Source organism: Roseococcus thiosulfatophilus (genome assembly GCF_017311575.1).
Classification (GTDB): domain Bacteria; phylum Pseudomonadota; class Alphaproteobacteria; order Acetobacterales; family Acetobacteraceae; genus Roseococcus; species Roseococcus thiosulfatophilus.
In genome coordinates this window covers 11,878-27,225 of the sequence record NZ_JAFFQY010000044.1, presented here as the reverse complement: position 1 = coordinate 27,225, position 15,348 = coordinate 11,878, and the positions used below count along the sequence as shown (strand labels likewise).

Sequence of the window (15,348 nt, the reverse complement as noted above, 5' to 3'; positions counted from 1 at the left end):
GTGCCGGGCCCGAGGCGCGCGGGGAGCGGACGCGCCTGCCATCACGCACAGGTTGCGGATTTGGCCGCCTCCCCGCCGCGTGACAGGATGGCACCCTTCCAGAGGGAGAAACCGCCATGACCGACAGCATCAAGCCGCTCGCCATCGCGCGCGCCACCGCCCAGGGCGGCCGCAATGGCCGCACCGCCACCGAGGACGGGCTGGTGGCCGTGGACCTCTCCGTGCCCAAGGGCATGGGCGGCCCCGGCCGCGACGGCACGACGACGCCCGAGCACCTCTTCGCCGCCGGCTACGCCGCCTGCTTCGCCGGCGCGCTGGATTTCATCGGCCGCCAGCACAAGAAGGACGCCAGCAAGGCCGAGGTGACGGCCGAGGTCGCGGTGGGCCCGCGCGATGGCGGGGGCTTCGGCCTCGCCGTCGTGCTGCATGTGAAGGACCCGAGCCTGCCCCAGGCCGAACTGGCGGCGCTGGCGCAGGAGGCGCATGAGAAGATCTGCCCCTACAGCCACGCCACCCGCGGCAATGTGGACGTGCAGATCAAGGCCACGGGCGGCTGATCAGAGGGGGGCGCACTCCGCCTCCAGCCAGGCCCGGCTGGCCGGATCGAGGCCGGGCCCCACCTCGCGCCACACGCGGGCGTGGTAGGCGTCCACCCAGCCCCGCTCGAAGGGTGTCAGCGCGGCCGCGTCCAGCAGGGCGCGGCAATAGGGGGCCAGCGTCAGCGTCTCGAACTCCAGGAAGGCGCGGGCCTGGTCGGGCTGGGGCTCGGCGGGGCGGGCCAGCAGCAGGTTCTCGATGCGGATGCCGTAATGGCCGGGGAGGTAGTAGCCTGGCTCGTTGGACAGGATCATGCCCGGGCGGATGGGCACCACCTTGGCCGCGCGGCTGAAGGCGGCGGGGCCTTCGTGCACCGACAGGAAGCTGCCGACGCCATGCCCGGTGCCGTGGTCGTAGTCGAGCCCCATGTCCCAGAGCGGCCGGCGCGCGATGGCGTCCAGATGCGGCCCCGCCACCCCTTCCGGAAAGCGCAGCGTTCCCAGCGCGATATGCCCGCGCAGCACCGCGGTGTAGCGGGCGCGGAGTGAGGCGGGCGCGGGGTCGGGCCCGGTCCAGAGGGTGCGGGTGATGTCGGTGGTGCCGTCCGGGAACTGCCCGCCGCTGTCGATGAGGTAGCACTCGTTCGGGCGGATGGGCCGGTCGGTGGCCGGCGTGACGCGGTAATGGACGATGGCGCCATTCTCGCCGGCGCCGGAGATGGCGGGGAAGCTCTCGGCCACGAAGCCCGGCAACAGGCGGCGCTGGTCCAGCAGGTGCGCGGCGGCGGACATTTCGGTCAGGCCGCCGCGCGGCGCCTCGGCGGCGAACCAGGCGAGGAAGCGCGCCACGGCGCCGGCATCGCGCAGCTGCGCGGCGCGGGCGCCCTCCTGCTCCACCGGGTTCTTCATGGCGCGGGGCAGGCGGCAGGGGTCCTCGCCCGCGCTGACCTTGGCGCCGGCCTCGCGCAGGGTGGCGGCGAACCAGGCGGGGGTGGCCTCGGGGTCCAGGCGCACGGCGCGGCCTGACAGGGCGCTGAGCGCGCCCGGCAGCGCCGTGCGGGGCGAAATGCTGACGGCGTTGCCCAGATGGGCGCGCGTCGCTTCCGGCACGCGCTCGGGCGCGTGCAGGAACAGCGCCACCGAGGCATCCTCGTGCAGCACCGCGAAGGCCAGCGGCAGCGGCGTGTGCGCCAGGTCCGCGCCGCGGATGTTCAGCAGCCAGGCGACGGAATGGGCATCGGCCAGCACGCAGGCCTGCTCGCCCGCCGCGCGCAGGGCGGCGGCGGCGGCCTCGCGCTTGGCCGCGCCTGTGACACCGGCCTGGGCCAGGGCATGCGGCAGCACGGGGGTGGCGGGCGGCGCCGGACGGTCGGTCCAGAGCGCATCAATGGGGTTGGGCGAGAGGGGGACGAGCGTCACGCCCGCGAAACGCTGCAGCGCGGCCTCGCTGTGCAACCAGGGATCATAGCCGATGGCCAGGCCCTGGGCGTGCTCGCGCAGCCATTCGGCCGGCGGCTCCTCGGTGATGTGGCGGCGTTCCCACAGCGCGGCATCGGTCTCGGCGGCAAGCTGGGTGGTGTAGCGGCCATCGGTGAAGACGGCGGCGCGGCCCGGCAGCACCACGGCCATGCCCGCGCTGCCGGTGAAGCCGGTCAGCCAGGCCAGGCGTTCGCCGGCGCGCGGGACGTATTCGCCCAGATGCTCGTCGCCGCGCGGGACGAGGAAGCCCGCGACACCCCGGGCGGCCAAGGCCTCGCGCAGGGCGGCGAGGCGGTGCAACTTTTCGTTCATCTATGCCTCAGTTCCGTCATAATGGCATGTGTCCACAGAAAGACATGCGTCAAACGCATGTGTGCAGTCGCAGCATAGCGCAACCACAAGACGCAATTCCCCCCTACATCCTCCCTCACGAGAGCGGCGCCGCCGCCTTCAGAACCCGGGCGATGACCGCCCACAGATATTCGGATGGACCTCATGGACTCCCGCATCACCCCGGCCGAAGCCGCGATGCTGATGCCTTACCCGCATTTCGACCGCCTCGGCCCCGCCGAGCGCGCCGAGGTGCTGACCGCCCGCGCGCGTGCCCTCCGCGCCAGCGTCATCCTGGCAGCCATCACGGGCGCCTTCCAGGCCCTGGCCCGTGGCTTCGCCGCGATGCAGCGCCGCAACCGCACCGCCGAGGAGCTGAGCCAGCTCAGCGACCGCGCGCTCGCCGATATCGGCATCGCCCGCGGCAATATTCACGAGATCGCCGCCCGCCCCTTCCCTCAGGCGGCGAATGACGTGGCCGGGACCCGCCACGCGGCCTGAACGGGCCCACTGGTCGCTTCCGCCCCGCGCCGGGTGCATGACTGCCCCGGCGCGGTTCTTTCTTGTGCAAGGCTGACGCTTCGCCTCAGCTTTCGCTCATGCAAAACGCCCCCGCCCGATCGGCCAAGACCATCCTCTGGGTGGCCATCATCGGGGCGGCGGCCACCTCCTCCCTCGCCATGGGCATCCGGCAGACCTATGGTTTGCTGCTCCTGCCCATGTCCGCCGAGCATGCTGTGGCCCCCTGGGCCTTCGGCCTCGCGGTCGCGCTGCACAACCTGACCTGGGGCCTGGCCCAGCCCGTCTCGGGCAGCATGGCCGACAAATATGGCTCCGGCCGCGTCATGGCGGTGGGCGGCGTCTTCTACCTGATCGGCTGCGGGCTGCCCGCGCTCTTCCCCACCAATGCGATGGTGCTGCTGGGCATCGGCCTGTTCTCGGGCTTCGGCGTGGCCTGCGCGGGGACGGGGCTGGCCCTGGCCGCCATCGGGCGCCTCGCGCCGCCGGAGAAGCGGGGCGAGTATATCGGCATCGCCAGCGCCGGCGGGTCGCTCGGGCAGGCGGCCATGGTGCCCATCACCTTCGGCGCCATCGGCTGGCTGGGCTCGGCGGGCGCGCTGGCCATGCTGGCGGTGACGGCGCTGCTCATCATTCCCATCGCGCGCAACATCGAATGGCGGCCCGCCCCGCGTGTGGGCGCGCCGGCCGCGGGGCTGATGGGGCTGCCGGGCCTCGCCAAGCGGGCGCTGGCCGACCGCGACTTCGCCCTGCTGACGGGCGGCTTCTTCGCCTGCGGCTTCCAGCTCGCCTTCCTGACCACGCATTTGCCCTCGCACATCGCGCTGTGCGGCCTGGCGCCCAGCCTGGGCATGACGGCGCTGATGCTGATCGGGCTGTTCAACATCCCGGGCTCCTGGTTCTGCGGCTGGCTGTCCTCGCGCATCAAGCCGGAGACGGGGCTGGGCTGGATCTACCTGGTGCGGACGGTGGCCATCGCGCTCTTCGCCATCGCCACGCCCACCGAATGGGGCACCATGGTCTTCGCCGCCGTGATGGGCTTCGTCTGGCTGGGCACGGTGCCGCTGACCTCGGCCGCCATCGCGCGGCGCTTCGGCGTGGGGGATCTGGGGGCCCTCTATGGCGTGTGCTTCTTCAGCCACCAGATCGGCGGCTTCCTGGGCGCGGGCGCCGGCGCGCTGCTGCTCGGCGTCACCGGCAATTACGACGCCTTCTGGCCGGTGATGATCGTGGTGGGGCTGACGGCCAGCGTGCTGAACTGGATGACGAAGCCCCCTGGCGCGCGCCCCCTGCCCGCCTGACGGCACGCCCTGCCCATCGCCTGGGCAGAACGGGGCCGGGGCCGGGTCTTCTACGGGAGTTTACGGGGTGTGCGGGGGTCGCCGCCGGTGGTCCGCTTTGGCCAACCCGCCCGGAGGACCATCCCATGAACCGCCGCAGCCTGCTGCTCGCCACCCCCGCCCTCACGCTGCCCGCCATCGCCCGCGCCCAGGGCGCCTTCCCCGACCGCCCCATCCGCGTCGTCATCGGCTATCCCGCCGGCGGCGGAACCGACACGGTGGGGCGGCCCATCATGCAGCGGCTGTCCGAGCATCTGCGCGTGCCGGTCATCGTGGAGAACCGCGGCGGCGCCAATGGCAACATCGCCATGGAATACATGACCCGCGTGGAGCCCGACGGCTACACCATCTTCATGGGCGATGCGGGCAATCTCGGCATCACCCATGCGCTCTATCCGAACCTGCCCTTCGACACGCAGCGCGACTTCGTGGGCGTGGCGCAGCTCACGGCCGGGCCGGTGGTGCTGGTCATCGCGGGCAATGTGCCGGCCAGCACCCTGGCCGAATGGACCGCGCTGCTGAAGGCGCGGCCGGATGCCTTCAACTTCGGCTCGGCCGGCGTGGGGTCCGGGCCGCATCTCTTCTACGAAAGCTGGCGGCGGGCGGCCGGCGTCTCCATGACGCATGTCCCCTATCGCGGGACCGGGCCGGCATTGGCCGGGCTGCTGGCGGGCGATGTCCACATGATGATCGGCAATTACGGCGTCTTCCGCGGCGCGCATGAGGCGGGGCGGGTGAAGGTGCTGGCCATTTCCACCCCCGCGCGCCACCCGAACCTGCCCGACATCCCCACCGCGCGCGAGGCCGGCACCGACTGGGGCGTGATCGGCTTCAACGGCATCATCGCCCCACGCCGCATCCCCGCCGATCGCCGCCAGGCGCTGGAGGACGGGTTCCGCCACGTCATCGGCCTGCCCGAGATTCAGGCGCAGCTGCTCTCCTTCGGCTCGCTGGCGGATTTCGCGCCGGGCGCGGAACTCGACCGCCGCATGGCCGCCGAGCGCGAGAGCTGGACGCGCCTGGTGCGCGAGGCGAACATCCAGGCGGAATAGGGAACGGGTCCATGGCGCTGCTCATCACCAACGCGACCATCGTCACCGGCGATGACGCGAACACCATCTGGCATGGCGGCGCCATCGCCATCGAGGGAAGGCGCATCGCGGGGCTCGGCCCGGCCGCGGAGATGGCGGCGCGCTTCCCGGACGCCGAGGTGCTGGACGCGCGCGGCCGCGCCGTGTTCCCGGGCTTCGCCAACATCCACACCCATCTGGTGATGACGATGGCGCGCGGGGTCTTCGAGGACCTCTCGCCGCCGCACCAGCCGCCCTTCGATGGCGGGCTCTCGCCCATCCCGCTGCCGCCGATGACGGCGCATGAGCAGAAGGTGATGTGCCAGCTGGGTGCGTTGGAAGCCATCCGCTCCGGCACCACGGCGGTGCTGGAGGATGCGGCGGGCATCGAGGGCTATGCCCAGGCCATGCTCGACACGGGGCTGCGGATGCTGCTGGCCGAGCGCGCCTGGGACCGGGCGGGGGCCTCCATCGGCGACCCCTCCGAGTTCCGGCGCGACCCGACGCTGGGCGCGCGCGGGGTGCAGCGCATCCGCGACCTGCACGCGAAATGGCATGGCGCAGGCGAGGGGCGCATCACGGTGGGCGTCTCGGCCTGGGCGCCCGATGTGTGCTCGGCGGAATTGCTGCGCGAGCTGCGGGCGCTGCAGCAGGAGCTGGACACGGTCTGCACCATCCACCTCAACCAGATCTGGGGCGAGGTCGCGGCCATCAAGGCACACCACAACATGCTGCCCAGCGAGTTCCTGGACAGCATCGGCTTCATCCATGACCGGATGATCGGCGCGCATTGCCGCTGCATGGCGCCCTTCGAGGAGAAGGTGCTGGGGAAACACAAGGCACATGTGGCCTTCAACTCCGCCATCGCGGCGCGGCGGGGGCTTTCACCCCGCGTGTGCGAGATGGAAGAGGCCGGCTGCAACATCGCCATGGGCACGGACAACATGGCCGAGGACATGGTGGAGGTGATGCGCACGGGCCTCTTCATGGAGCGCGTGCGCCGCCAGGATGGCCGCAACCCCACGCCCGAGGAGGCGCTGCGCTGGGCCACGCGCAACGGCTACAAGGCCATGGGCATCGCGGGCGGCGGGTGGCTGGCGGAGGGGAACCTCGCGGACCTGATCATGATCCGGGTGGACCGCGCGCATCTGGCACCCTTCCTGCGGCCCGTGGCGGCCTTTGTTCACCAGGGGCAGGCGAGCGACGTCTCGGACGTGATGGTGGATGGCGAATGGGTGATGCGCGACGGCGTGGTGCTGACCATGGACGAGGCCGCGATCGTGGCCGAGGCGGAGGAGATCGCCTCGCGCGCCTGGGCGCGGCTCTTCGCGGAAAACCCGGGGATCGAAATCCCCGAGGGGTTCCGGCCGCTGCCGGCCCATGTGGCCGATGGCGCGACGCGCGTCGCCATGCAGCCGGTGTCGAATAGCGGCTAGCCCTTCAGTAGATCACCACCGACCTGATGCTCTCGCCCTTGTGCATCAGGTCGAAGCCCGTGTTGATCTCATCCAGCTTGAGGCGGTGGGTGATCAGCGGGTCAATGCGGATCTTCCCCTCCATGTACCAGTCCACGATGCGCGGCACGTCGGTGCGGCCGCGCGCGCCGCCGAAGGCCGTGCCGCGCCAGTTGCGGCCCGTGACCAGCTGGAAGGGGCGCGTGGAAATCTCCTGCCCCGCCGCCGCCACGCCGATGATGATGGAGGTGCCCCAGCCGCGATGCGTGCATTCCAGCGCCTGGCGCATCAGGTTCGTGTTGCCCACGCATTCGAAGCTGAAATCGGCGCCGCCATCGGTCAGGTCCTGGATGGCCTGGATCACCTGGTCGCGCCCCACCACATCCGGGTTCACGAAATGCGTCATGCCGAATTCGCGCGCCATGGCCTCGCGCGCGGGGTTGATGTCCACGCCGATGATCTTGTCGGCACCCACCAGCTTCGCGCCCTGGATCACGTTCAGCCCGATGCCGCCCAGGCCGAAGACCGCGACCGTCGCCCCCGGCCAGACCTTGGCCGTGTTCACCACCGCGCCGATGCCCGTGGTGACGCCGCAGCCGATGTAGCAGATCACGTCGAAGGGCGCGTCCGGGCGCACCTTGGCCAGCGCGATCTCGGGCAGCACGGTGAAGTTCGCGAAGGTGGAGCAGCCCATGTAGTGCATGATGGCGTTGTCCGCCCGGCCCGCCACGCGCGGCGTGTCGCAGCGGAAGCGCGACGTTCCATCCGGCATCACCCCCTTCCCCTGCGTCGCGCGGATGGCGGTGCAGAGGTTGGAGCGCTGGCTCAGGCAGGTTTTGCACTGCCGGCATTCGGGCGTGTAGAGCGGAATGACATGGTCGCCAGGCTTCAGCGAGGTGACGCCCGCGCCGACCTCGCGCACGATGCCGGCGCCCTCATGGCCCAGGATGGCAGGGAAGAGGCCCTCCGGGTCCGCGCCCGAAAGGGTGTAGGCGTCGGTGTGGCAGATGCCGGTCGCCATCACTTCCACCAGCACCTCGCCCGGCTTGGGGCCCTCGATGTCGATGGTCTCGATGGAGAGGGGCTTGCCGGCCTCCCAGGCCACGGCGGCGCGGGTCTTCATCGGGCGTTTCCTTCGCGAATCACCGGCGCAACTTAGCCAGCCGCACGCCCCCGGTCCAACAGCGCCATCACGAAGCCCAGCAGCGCCAGCAGCCCCACCACGGCCAGCATCCACAACGCGGGCGTGTAGCTGTCGCCCCATTGCCAGGCGAGAGCGACGATGAGCGGCGCGAAGGCGCGCATGGGGGCGCTGGCCATGGCAAGCGCGCCGGTGACGGCGCCATAGCCCTCGCGCCCCAGGAATTCGGCGGGCGCGCCCGCGCGCACGATGGACATGAGGCCATCCGCCACCGCCCAGCCCATGGTGAAGACCAGGATCCAGCCGAAGGTGGACGGCACCATCGCCAGCCACACCATCGCGGCGGGCATCAGCACCGTGCAGATCATCCCCACCACCGCCATGCGCGCGCGGGGACCGAGCGCGAAGAGGCAGCCCCGCGCCGCCACCTGGAAGGGCCCGTGCAGCGCGGCGAGCCACAGCACGCTCACTTCGTCCAGGCCCCTTTCGCGCAGCAGCGGCACCAGATGCGCGGCCAGCCCCACCCCCACGAAGGAATGCGCGGACAGCACAAGGGCCAGGCCCCAGAAGGCCGGGCGGCGCAGCGTGGCGCGCAGCGTGAAGGGCGCGGCCCCCGCGCGCGGCGGCGGCGGCCGCGCGCCCTGGAATTGCCACAACGCCAGCAGCCCCGCGCAGCACTGGATGGCCGCCAGCACCCAGAGCGCGCCACGCCAGCCCAGCGACTGGATCAGCGCCTCGGCCAGGGGGATGAAGATGGTGGCCGTGAAGCCGGTGATGAAGGTGATGCCGGTGATGACGCGCATGGGCTGTCGCGCCAGCGAGACCACCACGGCCATGGCCGGCGCCCAAAGTGCGGTCGCCTGCACCAGCCCCATGGCGAACCAGATGAGGTAGAAGGCCCAGAGGCTTTCCACCAGCGCCCAGGCCACCAGCACCAGCGCCCCCGCGATGCCCCCCAGGCCCAGCGGCAGGCGCCCGCCATTGCGGTCCACGAAGCGGCCCACATGCACCGCCGCCAAGCCCGAGAGCAGCAACCCCAGCGTCAGCGCGCCGCTGATGGAGGCGCGCGCCCAGCCGAGCTCGCGCTCCATGGGTTCGATGAAAAGCGTGAAGGGCACGAAGAGCGTGCCCCAGCCCAGCACCTGGTTGATCGCGATGCCGAAGATCAGCGCGCGGTCGCTGGTGCGCGAGATGGGCATGGGGCCTTTCTACGGCCCGATCAGGATGCCGCGTTCCGCATGGTAGCGTTGGAAATCCTCGGCGCGAAGCCGGGCGTCGCGGCGCGTCGCGTCGTCATGGCCGGAGGGGTTGTGGAAGCGCAGCCGCCCCTGCCCGTCCGCGCCAAAGACCAGCACGAGGTGGCCGCCGCGCCGGGGTGGGGTGACCTCGGGCGTGCGGATCGTGGCGTGGACGGAGGCGATGTAGAGCTGGCCCGGCGCCAGCACCGGCATGGGTTCATCCAGCACGATGCGCGCCTTCACGCCGCGCCCGTGCAGCCAGGCGACGGCGCCGGCATAGATCAGGCCGCGGATTTCCCCATCCGGTTCCTCGACATAGCCGCCGAGCGCCTGCACGGCGCGGCGCAGGTCATGGATGGAATGCGCCTCGCCCCGCGCGGCCATGGCCATGCGCAGGCAGGCCATGCCGCAGAGGTGGTGCGCCCAGCGGGCATACTCCGCCGGGCTTTCCGCGCCCGAATCGCGCCAGAGCGGGTCCGTCGCCGCATCCCGCCCCGCGAGGAATTCGGGAACCAGCGCGGCTGATTCCCATTGGGCGAAATAGGGCGGGATCACCCGTTCAGATGGCAGGCCGAGAGATGGCCGGGGGCGATCTCGCGCAGCTTCGGCACCTCCTGGCTGCAGCGCGGCATGGCGTGCGGGCAGCGGGGGTGGAAGTGGCAGCCCGTGGGCGGGTTCAGCGGCGAAGGGATTTCGCCCTTCACCGTGGTAAAGGCCCGCTTGCGCGCCTCGATCCGCGGCACCGAGGCCAGCAGCGAGACGGTGTAGGGGTGGTTGGCGCGGGCGAAGATTTCCTCGGCCGGCGCCTGCTCCACCACCCGGCCCAGATACATGATCACCACGCGGTCGCTGAGATGCTCCACCACGCTGAGGTCATGGCTGATGAAGAGGTAGGTGAGATCCAGCTCCTGCCGCAGCTTCATGAACAGGTTCAGGATCTGCGCCTGGATGGAGACGTCCAGCGCCGCCACCGCCTCGTCGCAGACGATGAACTCCGGCTTCACGGCGAGCGCGCGCGCGATGCCGATGCGCTGGCGCTGCCCGCCCGAGAACTGGTGCGGGTAGCGGCGCTTGAAGGCGGGGTCGAGCCCCGCGCGGCGTATCTGCTCCTCGACATAGGGGCCGAAGCCGGCGCGGGTGGTCATGCCGTGCACCAGCGGCGCCTCGCCCACGATGTCCTCCACCCGCATGCGCGGGTTCAGCGAGGCATAGGGGTCCTGGAAGATCATCTGCGCGCGCAGCCGGGCCTCACGCGAGGCGGGGCCGTCCAGCTTCGTCACGTCCTTGCCGCGCCAGAGCACCTGGCCATTCGAGGGCGGCATGATGCCGGCGGCGACGCGGCCCAGCGTGGACTTGCCGCAGCCGCTCTCGCCCACCAGCCCCACCACCTCGCCCTTGCGGATGCCGAGGGTCACGTCGTCCACGGCGTGCACCACCTCCTCGCGCAGGGGCGCGCCGAGGAAGCGGGCGATCTTGCCGGCGAAGTCGAGCTTCTTCTCGAAGCGGCGCGAGATGCCGCGCAGCTCCAGCAGCGGGGTTTCGGTCGTGGCGCTCATGCCCCCACCCCTTCCAGATGCGGGTGGAAACAGCGGGCGCGGCGGCCCGGGCGCAGTTCCAACAGGTCAGGCTCCACCAGGCAGGCCTCGTCCGCACGGGGACAGCGGCTGCGGAAGGCGCAGCCCGCGGGCAGCTTCAGCAGTGAGGGCGTCATGCCGGGAATCTGCCGCAATGGCTCACCCCGCCGGTTTCGGCTGGGGACGGAGCCGATGAGGCCCACCGTGTAGGGGTGCATGGGCGCGTCCAGCACCGCGCCCACCTCGCCACCTTCCACGATGCGGCCGGCATACATGACGGCGATTTCGTCCGCGAGGCCGGCGACCACCGAGAGATCATGCGTGATCCAGATGAGGCTCGTGCCGGTGGTGGCGGCGAGCTTCTGCACCTCGGCCAGGATCTGGCCCTGGATGGTGACGTCCAGCGCCGTGGTGGGTTCGTCCGCGATGATGAGTTCGGGCCGGTGCAGCAGCGCGATGGCGATGGCGACGCGCTGGCGCATGCCGCCCGAGAACTGGTGCGGATAGGATTTCAGGCGCTCGTCCGGCGAGGGGATGCCCACCATGCCCAGCGCGTCGCGCGAGCGCTGGCGGGCCTCCTCGCGGCTGACCTTCTCATGCGCCAGGACCGTCTCGATCATCTGCGTGTCCACCCGAAGCACCGGGTTCAGCGTCATCATCGGGTCCTGGAAGATCATCGCGATGCGGTTGCCGCGCAGGTGGCGCAGTTCTTCCTCATTGGCGGTGGCGAGGTTGCGACCGTGGAAGAGGATCTCGCCCTCCACCACGCGCCCCGGCGGGTCCACCAGGCCGATGATGGAGAAGCCCGTCACCGTCTTGCCCGAGCCGGACTCACCGACCAGCCCCAGCACCTGGCCACGGCCCACGGTGAAGCTGACGCCGTCCACGGCCTTCACCACGCCCGCGCGCGTGAAGAAATGCGTGCGGAGGTTCCGCACTTCGAGAGTGGTGCTCATGAGCCCTGCACTTGCATCGAGAATCCGGCCGCACCGCGGCCGGCGCCGCCCAACCGGGTTGCCAACTGGCACGCCCGTGGCGCGGCGAAGCCAAGCCGCCGGAGGCGGCGCGTCGTGCTGGAAGCACGCCTCCGGCTTGACGCGTTTGAGGGCGGAATGAATCCAAGGCTCATTTCTTGAGCCTTGGATTCAAGACATCCCGCAGGTGATCGCCCATCAGGTTGATCGAGACGATCGTGATCAGCAGCGCGATGCCCGGGTAGAAGCTGATCCAGTAATTGCCGCTCAACATGTATTCGAACCCATTGGCGATGAGCAGGCCGAGCGAGGGCTCGGTGATGGGCACGCCGAGGCCGAGGAAGGAGAGCGTCGCCTCCAGCGCGATGGCGCGCGCGATCTGGATGGTGCCGATGACGATCAGCGGCGGCAGGCAGTTCGGGAACAGATGCCGGAACAGGATGCGCCGCGTGGGCAGCACCAGGCATTGCGCGGCCTCGATGTACTCCCGCCGGCGCTCGACGAGGGCCGAGCCGCGCACCGTCCGCGCGTAATAGGCCCACTCCACGATGACCAGCGCGATGACGACGTTCAGCACGCCCTTGCCCAGGAAGGCCAGGATCATCAGCGCGGCCAGGATGGTGGGGAAGCTGAGCTGCAGGTCCACCAGACGCATGATGAAGCTGTCGGTCCGCCCGCCTGCATAGGCCGCCAGCAGCCCGAGCGAGGCGCCGACCAGGCAGGCGATGATGGCCGAGCCGATGCCCACGATCAGCGAGATGCGCAGCCCGTAGATGATGCCCGAGAGCATGTCGCGCCCCTGGTCATCGGTGCCGAGCCAGTGGGTGATGCCCGTGCCGCCGACCTCGCCGGGCGGCAGACGCCCGTCCATGATGTCGAGCTGCGCCAGGTCATAGGGGTTCTGCGGCGCGATCCAGGGCGCGAAGATGGCCAGCAGGGCGATGGTCACGAAGACCAGCAGCCCGCCGACGGCCACCTTGTTGGCCGCGAATTCGGAGACGAAGCGGCGGAAGGGGGTTTCCTCCTTCGCCTCCACCGGGGCGGGGGCCGTGGTGTCGCTCATGCCTTGGACTCCAGCCGCACCCGCGGGTCCAGCACCGAATAGAGGATGTCCACGATCAGGTTGATGGTGATGAACATGAGCACGATGACCATGAGGTAGGCGACGATCACCGGCCGATCGAGCACGTTGATGCTGTCAATGATGAGCTTGCCCATGCCCGGCCAGGCGAAGACCGTCTCCGTCACCACCGAGAAGGCGATGGTGGAGCCCAGCTCCAGCCCCACCACGGTGACGACCGGGATCAGGATGTTCTTGAACACATGCACGAAGGTGACGCGCGCGGGCGAGAGGCCCTTGGCGCGGGCGAACTTCACATAATCCATCAGCATCGCCTCCCGCACGCCCGAGCGCGTGAGGCGGATGACGAGGCTGATCTTGAACAAGGCGAGGTTGAAGGCCGGCATGGCCAGATGCGACCAGCCATTGGCCGTCAGGAAGGACCAGTGCAGGCCGAGGATTTGCACCGTCTCGCCCCGGCCCGAGCTGGGCAGCCAGCCCAGTTGCACGGCGAAGACCATGATGAGCATCAGCCCCACCCAGAAGGTGGGCAGCGAGAAGCCCAGGATGCTGCCCGCCATGATGACGCGCGAACCGATGCTCTCGGGCTTCAGGCCAGCGTAGAGACCCAGCGGCAGGCCGATCAGCACCGAGAGGAACATGGCGCCGAAGGCCAGCTCCAGCGTCGCCGGCATGCGGTTGAGGATGAGCTGCAAGGCAGGCTCGTTGAACACGAAGCTGCGCCCCAGATCCCCCCGCAGCGCGTTCTGCAGGAAGACCAGGTATTGCTGCCACAGCGGCAGGTCGAGCCCGAGGGCGGCGATGGCGCGCTCACGCTCCATCTGGTCGGCGTCCGGCGAGATCAGGATCTCGACCGGGTCGCCGATGGCATAGACGCCCACGAAGACGATGACGCTCATGGCCAGAAGGACCATGAGCGACTGGAGAATCCGCCGCAGCAGGTAGACGGTCATTAGCGGGGCCGGACGTCCTGGGCGCGCGTCAGCTCATCGGCGCGGGCCTCGTGCTGCAGCGTGTTCCGCATGGCCCAGATGTTGGTCTGGATGTGCAGCGGGATGATGCCCACGTCATCAAGCGCGATGCGCTGGGCTTCCTGCAGGATGGCCTCGCGGCGCGCGTCGTCGATCTCGACCAGCGCGGCCTCCAGGCGGCGGTCCACCTCGGGGTTGCTGTAGCGGCCGCGGTTGGAGGCGCCCCAGCCGCGGTCACGGTTGGCGGTGGCCAGGATGTTGCGGACGGGGTGCGAACCCTCGGGGTTGGAGCCCCAGCCGATCAGGAAGGCCGAGAATTCCTGGCGCCCGGCGCGGCCCACGAAGGTGGTCCAGGGCTGCGCCTCGACCGTGGTACGCACGCCGATGCGCGTCCACATCTGGCCCACCGCCTGCACGATGCGGCCGTCATTGGGGTAGCGGTTGTTCGGGCCGTGCAGGGTGATGCGGAAGCCCTCCGGGAAACCCGCCTCGGCCAGCAGGGCGCGGGCGCGCGCGGCATCCGGCGCCGGCGGGGCGTAGTTCGGGATGTGCGAGAAGACGCCCGGCGGCAGGAACTGCGCCGACGGCGTGGCGGAGCCTTCCATCACGCGGTTCGCGATGGCCGGGCGGTCAATGGCAATGGAGAGCGCCTGGCGCACCCGCAGGTCGCGCAGCGGGTTGCGCGCGATGGGCTGGCCGTTGTTGTCGGTGATGAAGGGCGAGGCGTCCTCGCGCAGGTGGTCGAGGCCGAGGAAGATCAGCCGCAGGCCCACCTTCTCGCTGACGGCGAGGCGACGGTCGGCGCGGACGCGCGCGAGGTCGGGCGTGGGCACCTGGTCAATGAAGTCCACATCGCCCGAGAGCAGCGCCGCCGTACGCGCGCCGCCATTCGTGATCATGCGGTAGTTCACCGTGGCCCAGGCCGGGCGGGTGCCGAAATAGCTGTCATTGCGGGCGAATTCGATGCGGTCGCCCATGGTGTGGCTGACCACGCGGAAGGGCCCGGTGCCGATCGCGGCCTGGCCGCTGTTGAACTGCTCCGTGGTCGCGTTCTCGTGCGTCTCGCGGTCCAGGATGAAGATGTTCGTCATGTCCTGCGGCAGCAGGGGCGAGGGGTTCTGCGTGGTGATGCGCAGCGTGTGGCTGTCCACGATCTCCACATTCGTGATCGGCCGCACGAAGGCCGCGAAGGAGGAGGGGCTGTTCGGCACGTTGGGCACGCGCTGGAAGGTGAAGGCCACGTCTTCCGCGGTGAAGGGGTTGCCGTTGTGGAAGGTGACGCCGCGGCGCAGGCGGAATTCCCACACATTGGGCTCGATCGCGCGCCAGCTTTCCGCGAGGCCGGGTTGCATCCGCGCGTCGCCATCGGTGTTGATCAACCGGTCGAAGATCATGCCGGCGGCGGCGTTGTTGGGGGAGAGCTGGTGGTAATGCGGGTCGAGCGAGGTGACCGGGGCCCCCACCGCCATGTTCAGGTTCTGCGCCTGCGCCCCATGGGCCGCCAGCGCCATCGCGGCGCCCATAACGGCGCCGGCGGCCAGCTTGCGGCCGCGCGTGTTGATTGCCATTTCCTCGTCCCCACTCAGGTCCAAGCCCGAGGGCTTAGCAGCATCGGCGCGGGGCTGGCCAGACTCGTTTCGC

The 15,348-nt window shown here is 70.3% G+C and carries 14 protein-coding genes; 5 read left to right on the top strand and 9 right to left on the bottom strand.

What is annotated here, in order from left to right:
* Positions 1-116 precede the first annotated feature (116 nt).
* Positions 117-557: an Ohr family peroxiredoxin gene (locus JTN19_RS13415; RefSeq protein WP_206933634.1), complete on the top strand. Its 441-nt coding sequence runs from the start codon at positions 117-119 to the stop codon at positions 555-557.
* Here JTN19_RS13415 and JTN19_RS13410 read toward each other — a convergent pair whose 3' ends face one another.
* Complete coding sequence (locus JTN19_RS13410; RefSeq protein ID WP_206933622.1) at positions 558-2,327, bottom strand: aminopeptidase P family protein; 1,770 nt, start codon at positions 2,325-2,327, stop codon at positions 558-560.
* Positions 2,328-2,501: 174 nt separating this feature from the next.
* On the opposite strand from JTN19_RS13410, the gene JTN19_RS13405 reads away from it, so the two are divergent.
* From JTN19_RS13405 to JTN19_RS13390, 4 genes are all read left to right on the top strand, one after another.
* Positions 2,502-2,846: a DUF1127 domain-containing protein gene (locus JTN19_RS13405; protein ID WP_206933620.1), complete on the top strand. Its 345-nt coding sequence runs from the start codon at positions 2,502-2,504 to the stop codon at positions 2,844-2,846.
* Between the two features lie 98 nt (positions 2,847-2,944).
* Positions 2,945-4,165 (top strand): MFS transporter, encoded by a 1,221-nt coding sequence (locus tag JTN19_RS13400; RefSeq protein ID WP_206933617.1) that lies wholly within the window; start codon positions 2,945-2,947, stop codon positions 4,163-4,165.
* A 125-nt stretch (positions 4,166-4,290) separates the two neighbouring features.
* Positions 4,291-5,256, top strand: a complete 966-nt coding sequence (locus tag JTN19_RS13395; RefSeq protein WP_206933615.1) for a Bug family tripartite tricarboxylate transporter substrate binding protein — start codon at positions 4,291-4,293, stop codon at positions 5,254-5,256.
* An 11-nt stretch (positions 5,257-5,267) separates the two neighbouring features.
* Positions 5,268-6,710, top strand: a complete 1,443-nt coding sequence (locus tag JTN19_RS13390; RefSeq protein ID WP_206933613.1) for an amidohydrolase family protein — start codon at positions 5,268-5,270, stop codon at positions 6,708-6,710.
* A 4-nt stretch (positions 6,711-6,714) separates the two neighbouring features.
* Here the strand turns inward: JTN19_RS13390 and JTN19_RS13385 are convergent, their stop codons facing one another.
* The 8 genes from JTN19_RS13385 to JTN19_RS13350 form a co-directional block, all read right to left on the bottom strand.
* Positions 6,715-7,851, bottom strand: a complete 1,137-nt coding sequence (locus JTN19_RS13385) for an S-(hydroxymethyl)glutathione dehydrogenase/class III alcohol dehydrogenase (protein WP_206933606.1) — start codon at positions 7,849-7,851, stop codon at positions 6,715-6,717.
* A 32-nt stretch (positions 7,852-7,883) separates the two neighbouring features.
* Positions 7,884-9,068 carry an MFS transporter gene (locus JTN19_RS13380; protein ID WP_206933605.1) on the bottom strand — a complete coding sequence of 395 codons (1,185 nt, stop codon included), beginning with the start codon at positions 9,066-9,068 and terminating at the stop codon, positions 7,884-7,886.
* 9 nt (positions 9,069-9,077) lie between these two features.
* A complete protein-coding gene (locus JTN19_RS13375; RefSeq protein WP_340643327.1) occupies positions 9,078-9,662 on the bottom strand; it encodes a hypothetical protein in 585 nt (194 codons plus the stop codon).
* On the bottom strand, positions 9,659-10,663 hold the full coding sequence (locus JTN19_RS13370) for an ABC transporter ATP-binding protein (protein WP_206933604.1): 1,005 nt from the start codon (positions 10,661-10,663) through the stop codon (positions 9,659-9,661). The genes JTN19_RS13375 and JTN19_RS13370 overlap by 4 nt, the downstream gene beginning before the upstream one ends.
* A complete protein-coding gene (locus JTN19_RS13365; RefSeq protein ID WP_206933603.1) occupies positions 10,660-11,637 on the bottom strand; it encodes an ABC transporter ATP-binding protein in 978 nt (325 codons plus the stop codon). Before JTN19_RS13365 ends, JTN19_RS13370 begins: the two co-directional genes overlap by 4 nt.
* Positions 11,638-11,806: 169 nt before the next feature.
* A complete protein-coding gene (locus JTN19_RS13360) occupies positions 11,807-12,718 on the bottom strand; it encodes an ABC transporter permease (protein ID WP_206933602.1) in 912 nt (303 codons plus the stop codon).
* Positions 12,715-13,689: an ABC transporter permease gene (locus JTN19_RS13355; RefSeq protein WP_206933601.1), complete on the bottom strand. Its 975-nt coding sequence runs from the start codon at positions 13,687-13,689 to the stop codon at positions 12,715-12,717. Before JTN19_RS13355 ends, JTN19_RS13360 begins: the two co-directional genes overlap by 4 nt.
* Positions 13,689-15,275 carry an ABC transporter substrate-binding protein gene (locus JTN19_RS13350; protein ID WP_206933600.1) on the bottom strand — a complete coding sequence of 529 codons (1,587 nt, stop codon included), beginning with the start codon at positions 15,273-15,275 and terminating at the stop codon, positions 13,689-13,691. Before JTN19_RS13350 ends, JTN19_RS13355 begins: the two co-directional genes overlap by 1 nt.
* Between the last annotated feature and the right edge of the window lie 73 nt (positions 15,276-15,348).